Below are 10,891 nucleotides of genomic sequence, written 5' to 3'. Positions count from 1 at the left end.
CCTCGCCAAAGACTGGGAACGCTCCATCGAGAGCTCGACCGCGTGGGCGAATATCGCTTCTATCCGGATGCTAACCCGCAGAATTGCGCGACTTTCAGCCGCATGACAGACTTTTGAATCGGGCTCTAAAAGCTTTCGCCCTTGCACCGTCATGTGTTCCTGCCATCCGGCCAGACGTCTTGAACCGCGCGCCCCCGCTTGTGTCGCACGACCCGCAAATGATCCTGACGTCTGCAAATGCCCGCGCCATCCGCCAAAGTCACGCCCCCTTGCCGAATAAACGGCCTTGCGCCATGGATGTCGGCGGACATGGCATTCGCATTTCGCTCTGCAAACAAGGATCCTGACACGCGGGCCCTCAAGCGCCTTGGCGAGGCGGTGCGCGCGCGGCTGGCTGCCGATCCGCAAGTCTATCAGATGCCGGTCGAAGGGCTCGAACTATACGGCGTGGGTGGGTTCTTCAGTCCTGCCGAATGCGACCGGTTGATCGCAATCGTCGACACGGTAGCGCGCCCTTCGCCGACCTATCACAACAACGGCGATTCCGGGCGGACGAGCTTCAGCGGCGATGTCGATCCGCGCGATCCGTTCATCCGCATGATCCAGCGGCGCATCGATGATCTGCTCGGCATCGCTCCCGAACTTGGTGAGACGATCCAGGGCCAGCGTTACAGCGTTGGCCAGCAATTTCGCAACCATTTCGACTACTTCCTGCCCAGCCAGGACTTCTGGCAGGATGAACAGCGACGCGGTGGACAGCGTAGCTGGACCGCGATGGCCTATCTCAACGCGGTCGAGGCGGGCGGCGAAACCGCCTTTCCGCGCCTTGAAATGGCGGTGCCGCCGCAAGCGGGAGCCTTGCTGATCTGGAACAACATGGGGCTAGATGGTCGCCCCAACCCACAGGCACTTCATGCCGGATTGCCCGTCGTCAGCGGGGTCAAATATGTGCTGACGAAATGGTACCGGTCCCGGCCATGGTCCTGACCGGGAGGGAGCACCACTCTAGCCCCCGCAGACTGGCACACCGGCCGCCTTTGACGGTCCTAGCGGCACTTTCTCTGACGGTTTCCGGCTGCGCCTCGGCCCCCATGTCGGGGCTGATGGCCACATCCCCGCGCGCCATGCTGGACCCGCCTCCGGCAGCCGGAGACGCACCTGCCGGGACGAACGCCGCACAATCGGGCAGAACCCGAACGGTTCGTGCGCTGGCAGCCGGTGCGGCCAACGCGGCGCTCGACCGGATCTTTGCGGATGATACCCGCGAAGAGGCACAGCTTGATCCACTCGGCGCGCTTGAGCGGGGAGAGCCTGTGCCACAGGACCACTTGCTGCTGCTGTTCACCGACACGCTCGCCAATCGCCAACGCGCCGTGAACGCGCGCACGCTGCAGCAACTTGCCTCGATCGATCGAGCGGCGCTCGATCCCGCGCACCAGCTTTCCTACGATGCCTTTGCCGAAACGATGGCCGAAGAGCAGGCCCTGCTCGCTCCCGCCGTTCAGGCGATGACTGGCGTCCAGCCGTTCAACCACTTCGGCGGATTTCACGTCGCTTTTCCCGAATTGGTGGCTACCGACGGGGTTCGCCCGTTGCGCAGCGCGGCCGATTTCGAAGCCCGCATCACGCTAGAGCGCAGCCTGCCGACGCTGTTCGCCAACGCCATCGCGCGGTTTCGCGAGGGCATGGCCAGCGGCGTTGTCGAACCACGGCTGACCGTCGACAACATGATCAGCCAGATCGACGCGATCCTTGCGCAGCCGATTGAATCCTCGCTGTTCATGGCGCCGGCGCGACGTTTGCCCGCAACCTTGCCGCTGGCCACCCGGCGGCGGCTGGAACAGGGTTTCCGTGCGGCCACCCATGACGCGGTCTATCCCGCCTATCGGACCTTGCGCGATTTTCTGGTGCGCGAGTACCGCCCGGCGGCGCGCGCAAGCGTCGGTCTGTCGGGCATGCGCGGGGGCGACCGCCTGTATCGCGTGCTGATGCAACTGCACACCACCGTCAGCGTCGATCCTGCCACGGTTCACGCACTTGGCCTGTCCGAGGTTGCCCGTATCCAGCGCGAGATGGTGAGCGTGAAGAACCAGATCGGCTATCGCGGAACGTTGCGCGCGTTCTTCGATGAAATCCGTCGCAACCCGCGTTACCACCCGCGCAATGCCGCCGAACTGGCGCGCGGTTTTCACCGGGTTGGCGATAGGGTGGCAGAGCTGGCTCCGCGCTGGTTCGTCCAGTTGCCGCGTACGCCGCTGCTGATCGAACCCTATCCCGAGTACCGCGCCCGTTTCGAGGCTGGCGGCGGCTACAGCCAAGGATCACCCGACGGCGCCCGCCCGGGCGTGTTTTTCTTCAACACCTACGATGTGCGCAGTCGGTTCCTGACCGGGATAACCACCTTGTACTTGCACGAAGGCGCGCCTGGCCACCACTTCCAGATCAGTCTGGCGCAGGAAAACGATGACCTGCCAGACTTCCAGCGGTACGGCGGGAATACCGCCTATGTCGAAGGCTGGGCGCTCTATGCCGAAACGCTGGGCTACGACATGGGCCTTTACACCGATCCGTTGCAGCATTGGGGGACGCTGGATGACGAGATTCTGCGTGCGATGCGGCTGGTCGTCGATACCGGTCTCCATGCACAAGGTTGGAGCCGCGATCAGGCAATCGCCTATATGCTCGCCAATTCGGGGATGGGCCGCAGCGATGCCGTCGCCGAAGTCGACCGCTACATCGCCAATCCCGGCCAGGCGCTGGCCTACAAGATCGGCGCATTGACCTTTCAGCGGCTGCGCCATGAAGCCGAAGCCGCGCTGGGTGCGCGCTTTGACATTCGCGGCTTCCACGATCAGGCACTCGGCAGCGGAGCGCTGCCATTGGGAGTGCTGGAGGCCAAGATCCGCCGCTGGATTGCGGCACAGCAGGCCGAAATCCAGCCACCGGAACGTCAGCCCGCTTCGGTGCCGTCCAGCGCCTCGGCGATCAGGGAACGGGTGTTGGCGACGCCGTAAAGTGCGATGAAACTGCCCATGCGCGGGCCCTGTGCCGATCCAAGCAGGGTTTCGTAAAGCGCCTTGAACCAGTCGCGCAAGCCCGCAAAGCCATAGTGCGGATCTTTGCCGATCTCATAGACAAGGTTCTGCAGTTCCTCGGCGGTCGCACCTTCGCTCGTCGCGGCCAATTCCTCGTCCAGCGCGGCGAGCGCCAGCGCCTCGTTGGCGTCGGGCTTGCGGCGGATCAGCGTGGGCGCGATGAAATCGCGGTTGTAGGCCAGTGCGCGGGTGACCAGCGCATCGAGCGCGGGGTGCGCCGCCGGATCGGCGTTTTCGACATAGTTGCCAAGGTACGACCACACTTGCGCGCGCGTGGCATTGGCACCCAGCACGCCGACAAGGTTGAGCAACAGGCCGTACGTGACCGGCAACGCCTCGCCTTCACCGCCATGGTACCCATTGGTGCGCAGAAGGTGCCATACCGGATTACCAAGCTGTTGCTCCAACGGCTGGGTCGGCAGCTTTTCGCGGAACTGCCAGTATTCGTCGACCGCGCGCGGGATAACGCCCACATGCAGCGACTTGGCGCTCTTGGGTTCGCGGAACAAGTAGAAGCCCAGCGATTCCTCGCTGCCATAGTCGAGCCATTGCTCGATGGTCAGTCCGTTGCCCTTGGACTTCGAGATCTTCTCGCCATTCTCGTCGAGGAACAGCTCGTAAATCAGCCCTTCCGGCCGCTTCCCGCCGAGAACTTGCGCGATCTTGCCCGACTGGGTGACGCTATCGGTCAAATCCTTGCCGCACATCTCATAGTCGACGCCCAGCGCGACCCAGCGCATCGCCCAGTCGACCTTCCACTGCAGCTTGGCCTGTCCGCCAAAGATCGTCTGTTCGACCACCTCGCCAGTTGTATCGGTAAACCGGATCAGTCCTTGCGCCACATCGACCACTTCAACGGGCACTTGCAGCACCTGCCGGTTGGTCGGCGAAACGGGCAGGATCGGCGAATAGGTCTTGCGCCGTTCCTCGCGCAAGGTGGGCAGCATGATGCCCATGATCGCATCGAAATTGTTCAGGACACCGCGCAGCGCCTCGTCAAAGGCGCCGGAATTGTAGCGATCGGCCGCCGACACGAACTCGTAATCGAAGCCGAAACGATCAAGAAAATCGCGCAGCATCGCGTTGTTGTGGTGGGCAAAGCTTTCGAAGCGACCGAACGGATCGGGAATGCGGCTGAGCGGTTCGTGCAGATGCGCCGTCAAAAGGCCCTTGTTGGGCACATTGTCGGGCACCTTGCGCAAACCGTCCATGTCATCCGAAAACGCCACCAGCCGCGTCGGCGCACCGCCGGTCAGCGCTTCATAGGCGCGGCGGACCAGCGTGGTGCGCAGCACTTCCTGAAAGGTGCCGATGTGCGGCAGGCCCGACGGGCCATAGCCGGTTTCGAACAGCACCGGCGCGCCACCGGGTTTCCCGTCCGGATACCGCTTGAGCAGCTTGCGCGCTTCTTCAAACGGCCAGGCCTTGGAGACACGGGCGGCGGCGATCAGGGCATCATCGTTGGTGGTCATAGCACCACGGCCCTTGCGCGATTTGCGCCGGGTTGCGCAAGAGAAATGGTCCGGTTCAGTCCCGCTTACGCAGGATCAAGTCCGCCTGCGGCTTGTGCGCGCGGATTTCGTCTTCGCTCAACCCGCAGATTTCGTGCGGAAACACCAGCCATTCGTCGGTCTCATGCACATAGAAGTCGGGTTGCAGCGACGACTTGTTGCGCTTTGGCTTCCAGTAGACGGTGGCGACGCGCACTTCGCGTGGGGTGTTGTGGCGGCAGCGCGCGGCCAGCTCCTTGAGGAACGCCTCGATCGAGCGGCCCGAATCGAACACGTCATCCACCACTACCAGCCGATCGGTCGGCTCAAGCGTATCGATCAGATAGCCGAGCGAATAGACCCGCACTTCGGCGTTCTGCTGGTCGATCCCGGCATAGGATTTGGTGCGGATCGAGATGTGATCGGTCTCGATCCCGGCATATTCAAGCAGTTCCTGCACCGCGATGCCGATTGGCGCCCCGCCGCGCCAGATGCCGACGATGTGCGTCGGCTGGAACCCGGAATCGATGATCAGATTGGCCAGCCGGTAGGAGTCTTCCAGCAGGCGGTCGGCGGTCAGCCAGGTCTTTTCGATGGCGGTGGCAATGTTTCCCATAGCCTGCGCTTACAGGCGGAAACACGCGGGGCCGCAAGGGTGTTTTTGGGTTGGGAACGACGGAAATGCTTGGGCCCTGAGCACGACTTGCACCGCCAGCGGTACGCCAGACACCGAAAATGCGGGGCCTCGCAATCGCGACCCCGCATTTCCGTGGAGGCTGGTCGGGCTGGCGACCGACCAGTAACCTAGGCGGCGTGGCCTTCAATCACTTGAGCAGCGACAGCACGTTCTGCTGGGCCTGGTTGGCCTGCGCGATCATCGCGGTCGACGCCTGTGCCAGGATCTGCGCCTTGGCCATTTGCGTCGTTTCGGCCGAATAATCGGTATCGAGGATGCGGCTGCGCGCGTCCGACAGGTTGGTGATGTTGTCGTTGAGGTTGTTGATCACCGATTCCAGCCGGTTTTCACCCGCACCAAACGAGGCGCGCGCCACATTGATGGCATCGAGCGAGGCATCGACGTTGGCGAGCGTGGTGCCGGCATTGGCCGAATTGGACACGTCAAGCGCCTGCGTCGCCGAAGCCGCATCGTAGACGATTGCGCCGGTGCCGAACAGTTTGGACCCGTCGATCGCCTTGCTGACCAGGTTGACCGTATCGCTGGTGTCCGCGCCGGTCTGGATCGAGAAGGCGCGGTCGTCGGTCGCCGGAACCGGCGTTGTGCCGACCACGGTGAACAGCGCGTTCCCGTTGAACTTGGTCTTTTCCAGCACTTCGCTGATCTGGCTGGTCAGGTTGGCCACTTCAGACTGCATCGCGTCGCGGTCCGACTGCTGATACGTCTCCGACTTGCCCTGAACCGCCAGTTCGCGGATGCGCTGGAGCATGTTGGTCACTTCGTTCAGCGCACCGTCGGCGGTCTGCGCGAACGAGATGCCGTCGTTGGCGTTGCGGATACCCTGCCCCATGCCCTTGATCTGCGAGGTCATGGTGGTGGTAATGGCGAGGCCCGCCGCATCGTCCTTGGCGCCGTTGATGCGCTTGCCGGTCGAGAGGCGTTCCATCGCGATGCCGGCCATATGCGCGGCGGTATTCGAGGCATTCGACGCGCGAACCGCGTTGATGTTGGTATTGATGACTGCCATGTCCCATTCTCCACTATGGGCCGGAGCGGGAAACCTCCGAAAACATGTCCCGAAGCCAAGGACGGCTGGGCGAAAGAGTTTTTCAGGGCAAATCAACGTTAGCGCGGCGTTCATGACGTTTTTCTTGCAAGCGGCCCTTAATCCGGGGTGGCGCACCCGCTTCCGCAGGGCCGCCCCAGCGATCGCTCCGGTCTGGCCTGAAGCGTTTGCTTGCATGCGTTTACATTGCGCGCGGGCCGGGCCAGAGCAGGCGTGATGGAGTCTCCCGCCGACCTTCCCGCTCTGCACGCCAGCCACAGCGGCTGTTGGCTACGCAATCCGCGCGGCACCCGCGGTGTCGGCAAGGGAGAGGCGATCATGGCAGCGGCCGACACGCCGCTGCTGATGCTCAACGCGCCGCTGGTGGCCAATCGGCTGGGCTACCCCGATCTGTCGGGGCTCGATCTGCTTGAACTTTACGCCTTTATCCACCCTGCCCGCTTTGTGGTACCTACGCCCAAGGGTCTGGCGGCCGTGCTCGATCTGCCCGAGCCTGCCACCGATGATGCCGTGCCCGGCTTCCTGCAGGCCGCCGCCGAACGCCTTCTCGCCAAGACACAGGCCGATGACTGGGCCGAGCGCGAAGGCGCGTGGATGGCGGTGGAAGCGCTCGCGCGGCTGCGCTGGCCGTGGGCAGGATTGCTCGCCGGGCGCATCCGCAAGCCCGAGCGGGCCGAACGCTGGCTGTTTTCGCGCCTGCCCGAATGGGAGGAGGCCCCCGAGCGCCCCCAACCCGCGCAAGTGCTGCTCGACGATGCCCAGGTCACCGCGCGGCTGGCGCAACTGACCGGCAGCGGGGCGGAGGAACGGCCGGCGCAAAAGGCCTATGCCCGCGATGCAGCCGCCACGTTTGCCCCGCGCCGGGCGCAACGCCAGCCGCACGTGCTGCTGGCGCAGGCGGGCACCGGCACCGGCAAGACGCTGGGCTATCTGGCGCCCGCCGCGCTGTGGGCCGAACAATCGGGCGGCACCGTCTGGGTTTCGACATATACCAAGGCGTTGCAACGCCAGTTGCGCCACGAAAGCCGCCGCGCGTTCCCGCCCTTGCGCGATGGCAAGCCGACCGTGGTGGTGCGCAAGGGGCGCGAGAACTACCTTTGCCTGCTCAACCTTGAAGATGCACTGCAGGGCGGGTTTCAGGGCCGTGCCGCCATTCTGGCGCAACTGGTGGCACGCTGGGCCGCCTATAGCCAGGACGGCGACATGATCGGCGGCGATCTGCCCGGCTGGCTGGGCACGCTGTTCCGCAAGCGCGGCATTGCCGCGCTGACCGACCAGCGCGGCGAATGCGTCTATGCCGGGTGCCCGCATTACCGCAAATGCTTCATCGAACGCGCCGCCCGCGCCTCTGCCAGCGCCGAACTGGTCATCGCCAACCACGCGCTGGTGATGGTCAATGCCGCGCGCGGGCGCGATGTGGCACAGCGGCCCACCCGAATCGTGTTCGACGAGGGGCATCACGTGTTCGACGCCGCCGATTCGACCTTCAGCGCCGAGTTGAGCGGGGCCGAGGCCATCGAGTTGCGCCGCTGGGTGATCGGACCGGAGGGCAAGTCGCGCGGGCGCCGCCGGGGTCTGGCGGCACGGTTGGCCGACGTCGCCAGCTATGACGATCAAGGCAGCGAAGCGATCACCGCCGCGCGCGATGCCGCCGAGGCCCTGCCCGGCGAAGGCTGGCTGGCGCGCGTGATCGAGGGCAATCCGCTTGGGCCGGTCGAGGAACTGCTCGCTGCCACGCGTGCGCTGGTGCTGTCACGCGATGAAAGCGGCGGTCAGGAAGCGGGCTATGGCTTGGAAACCGAGATCGCGCTGCTCGACGGACCATACATCGAGGCAGCGGGCCGGGCGCAAGAGGCGCTGGCCGACTTGCGCCGCCCGCTGGTCAAGCTGGGGCTGCGGCTCGAGGCTTTGGTTGAAGATGGCCCCGACTGGCTCGACGGTCCGGCGCGTGCGCGGATCGAAGGCGCGCGCAGCGCCATCCAGTGGCGTTGCGATCTGGTGGCAAGCTGGGAGCGCCTGCTTGCGCGGCTGGGCGGCCCGGCCGATGCCGATTACGTCGACTGGCTGGCGCTGGAACGATCCGAGGGGCGCGAATGGGACGTGGCGCTGCACCGGCACTTCCTCGATCCGATGAAGCCCTTTGCCGAAACCGTGCTGGCCCCGGCGCACGGGGTGATGTTGACCAGCGCCACCTTGTGCGACCGATCGAGCCCCGATGGCCCCGACTGGGACGGCGCGATCGGGCGCAGCGGTGTCCAGTATCTCGAAGTCGCGCCCCGACTGTTCTCGGCCGAAAGCCCATTCGACTTTGCGCGTCAGGCCGAAGTGCTGATCGTCACCGACGTGCCCAAGGGCGATATCGGCGCGCTGGCGGCGGCTTATGCCCGGCTGATCGCGGCGGCGGGCGGCGGTGCACTCGGGCTGTTCACCGCCATCCGCCGGTTGCGCGCGGTCTATGGCCGGATCGCCGACCGATTGGCGCGCGAAGGGCTGCCGCTGTATGCCCAGCACGTCGATCCCATCGACACCGGCACACTGGTCGACATCTTCCGCGACGATCCGCGCGCCTCATTGCTCGGCACCGATGCCTTGCGCGACGGGGTGGACGTACCGGGCGATTCGCTGCGGCTGGTGGTGATGGAGCAAGTGCCCTGGCCCAAGCCGTCGATCCTGCACCGCGCGCGGCGGCTCGCGGCACAGGCAGCGGGCGGCGGTAGCGGACAGGCACTGGACGACCGCATTATCCGCGCGCGGCTGGCGCAGGCATTCGGACGGCTGATCCGCTCAGCCGATGATCGGGGGCACTTCGTCGTACTGTCCGCCGCGTTCCCCTCGCGCCTGCTCAGCGCCTTTCCGCAAGGGACGCCGGTGCGCCGGGTAACGCTGGATGTGGCTTTACAAACCATCGCGGCCAGTGTTTCTGCTGGCGCGGCGGCAAGCCCCGTGGTCCTGCCGGACGAACGCCCCCAAGACGAGAGCATCCGGTGAAAACCCTCGCCCTGTTCCGCCATGCCAAGTCTGACTGGAGCGATGCGCGCGCCCGCGACTTCGACCGTCCGCTCAATGCACGCGGCCAACGCGGCGCCGCTGCCATGGGCCGCTTCGTGCGCGAACAAGGCTGGACCTTCGAACACATCATCGCCTCACCAGCCGTACGGGTCGCCGAAACGATCGAGGTGGCCACGAAGGCTTACGGTCGCGGCTTCCCCGTGGAATGGGACCGCCGCATCTATCTGGCAAGTTCAGCCACATTGCTCGACTTGCTGCGCGAAGTCGAAGGCGATCCTGCCAGCGTGCTGATGATCGGCCACAACCCCGGGCTGGAAGACCTGATCTTCGACCTTGTGCCCGACGATGGCACCAGCCCCTTGCGCGATATCGTGGAGCAAAAGTTCCCCACCGCCACGTTCGCGTTGCTGGAAGCCGACATCGAGCGCTGGGCAGACCTTGCCGAAGGCAGCGCCCGCCTGATATCGCTCACCCGCCCACGCGATCTGGACCCCACGCTGGGCCCGCAACTGCCGGATTGAGCGGGGCCTTATACGATCGGCAATGCCTGAAGCGGACCGTTGGCAAAGCTTGCACGGTCAATGCCATAGATCACGTGGCGGATCGCTTGGCCATCAATCGACGCATCAAAATGGCGTGGCAGCAATGCGCCACCAATCTTTTCGAGTGCGCGCCGCGACCGGCTGTTGCTTGCCGCGATCAGGAAGATGACGCGCTCGAACGTCGCCAGCGCATGCCCGATCATCAACCGCTTCACGGCGGCATTGGTCGTACCGCCCCAGCGGCTGCGCGACAGGAAAGTCCAGCCTATCTCGATCTCTCCGTCGCCAGCCCGCTCGGTGTCGAACCGCGATGACCCGAGAACTTCACCGTTCAAGGCATCCTCGATCACCAGTGTTGCGCCACTGGCAAGACAATCGTCGAAAAAGCGGCGGAACATGGGTTCGCGCCATCGCTCGCGTGCAGGATGGCTTGCCCAGATGGCCGGATCACGCGCAACGGCATGGAGCGATGCCCAGTCCTCTGCCTGCAGCGGCCGCAAGGTGACAAGCCCGTCGGTGAGACTCGGCTGAAAATCAAAACGCGTCACAGGTCGGCAGCAAGCGCGGTCGCCAGACGGCCCCTGATCGCAGCAAGTTCGCTGCGCAGCACGAGCACGGCGGCAACGATCTGCTGCTCGGTCGATTCGGTGGGCCTCGCCGCCTCATTCGGCGATTCGGCAGCCGCATCCATTTGGTCGACGTTGGCTTCCACCAGTGCCGCCTTGCGCATCTTGCGGCTGGCCCTTTGCTGCAGCAATTGCCGCGCACCGCGAATGGTGTAACCCTCGCGGTGCAGCAGACGGTCGATCTCGGCAATCAGCGCAACGTCGTCGGCGCGGTAGTAGCGACGCCCACCCGCGCGGGTCAGTGGGCGCAGCATCGGGAACTGCTCTTCCCAATAGCGCAGGACGTGGGCCTTAACGCCCAAAGCGCGGGAAACATCGCCGATGGTGCGCAGCGCTGCCGGCTCCTTGCCGAGACCGGGCGATCCGGCGGAGTCGCGCGCACTCATC

The 10,891-nt window shown here is 65.0% G+C and carries 9 protein-coding genes and 1 pseudogene; 5 read left to right on the top strand and 5 right to left on the bottom strand.

Annotated features, from left to right (window positions below):
- The 3 genes and pseudogenes from LDN95_RS18145 to LDN95_RS18135 form a co-directional block, all read left to right on the top strand.
- Positions 1 to 106 (top strand): annotated as a pseudogene (locus LDN95_RS18145) (IS5/IS1182 family transposase); the annotation flags it as partial.
- A 203-nt stretch (positions 107 to 309) separates the two neighbouring features.
- Complete coding sequence (locus tag LDN95_RS18140) at positions 310 to 987, top strand: 2OG-Fe(II) oxygenase (RefSeq protein ID WP_226018976.1); 678 nt, start codon at positions 310 to 312, stop codon at positions 985 to 987.
- Positions 988 to 1,103: 116 nt separating this feature from the next.
- Positions 1,104 to 3,014, top strand: a complete 1,911-nt coding sequence (locus tag LDN95_RS18135) for a DUF885 family protein (protein WP_226018975.1) — start codon at positions 1,104 to 1,106, stop codon at positions 3,012 to 3,014.
- Here the strand turns inward: LDN95_RS18135 and LDN95_RS18130 are convergent.
- The 3 genes from LDN95_RS18130 to LDN95_RS18120 form a co-directional block, all read right to left on the bottom strand.
- Positions 2,951 to 4,567 carry a lysine--tRNA ligase gene (locus tag LDN95_RS18130; protein WP_226018974.1) on the bottom strand — a complete coding sequence of 539 codons (1,617 nt, stop codon included), beginning with the start codon at positions 4,565 to 4,567 and terminating at the stop codon, positions 2,951 to 2,953. The two genes, LDN95_RS18135 and LDN95_RS18130, sit on opposite strands and share 64 nt — an antisense overlap.
- 55 nt (positions 4,568 to 4,622) lie before the next feature.
- On the bottom strand, positions 4,623 to 5,201 hold the full coding sequence (locus LDN95_RS18125) for a phosphoribosyltransferase (RefSeq protein WP_226018973.1): 579 nt from the start codon (positions 5,199 to 5,201) through the stop codon (positions 4,623 to 4,625).
- Positions 5,202 to 5,409: 208 nt separating this feature from the next.
- Positions 5,410 to 6,288, bottom strand: a complete 879-nt coding sequence (locus tag LDN95_RS18120) for a flagellin (RefSeq protein WP_226018972.1) — start codon at positions 6,286 to 6,288, stop codon at positions 5,410 to 5,412.
- Between the two features lie 255 nt (positions 6,289 to 6,543).
- Between LDN95_RS18120 and LDN95_RS18115 the strand changes: the two genes are divergently transcribed.
- Positions 6,544 to 9,315, top strand: coding sequence for an ATP-dependent DNA helicase (locus LDN95_RS18115; protein WP_226018971.1), 2,772 nt, complete (start codon positions 6,544 to 6,546; stop codon positions 9,313 to 9,315).
- Positions 9,312 to 9,857: a histidine phosphatase family protein gene (locus tag LDN95_RS18110; RefSeq protein ID WP_226018970.1), complete on the top strand. Its 546-nt coding sequence runs from the start codon at positions 9,312 to 9,314 to the stop codon at positions 9,855 to 9,857. The genes LDN95_RS18115 and LDN95_RS18110 overlap by 4 nt, the downstream gene beginning before the upstream one ends.
- Before the next feature lie 8 nt (positions 9,858 to 9,865).
- Here LDN95_RS18110 and LDN95_RS18105 read toward each other — a convergent pair whose 3' ends face one another.
- Both LDN95_RS18105 and LDN95_RS18100 read right to left on the bottom strand, forming a co-directional pair.
- Positions 9,866 to 10,426, bottom strand: coding sequence for a GNAT family N-acetyltransferase (locus tag LDN95_RS18105; RefSeq protein ID WP_226018969.1), 561 nt, complete (start codon positions 10,424 to 10,426; stop codon positions 9,866 to 9,868).
- Positions 10,423 to 10,890, bottom strand: a complete 468-nt coding sequence (locus tag LDN95_RS18100) for a MerR family transcriptional regulator (RefSeq protein WP_226018968.1) — start codon at positions 10,888 to 10,890, stop codon at positions 10,423 to 10,425. The genes LDN95_RS18105 and LDN95_RS18100 overlap by 4 nt, the downstream gene beginning before the upstream one ends.
- Position 10,891: the final 1 nt, after the last annotated feature.

The organism is Novosphingobium sp. FKTRR1, assembly GCF_020404405.1.
Lineage (GTDB): Bacteria > Pseudomonadota > Alphaproteobacteria > Sphingomonadales > Sphingomonadaceae > Novosphingobium.
This window is presented reverse-complemented; position numbering and strand designations above follow the sequence as displayed.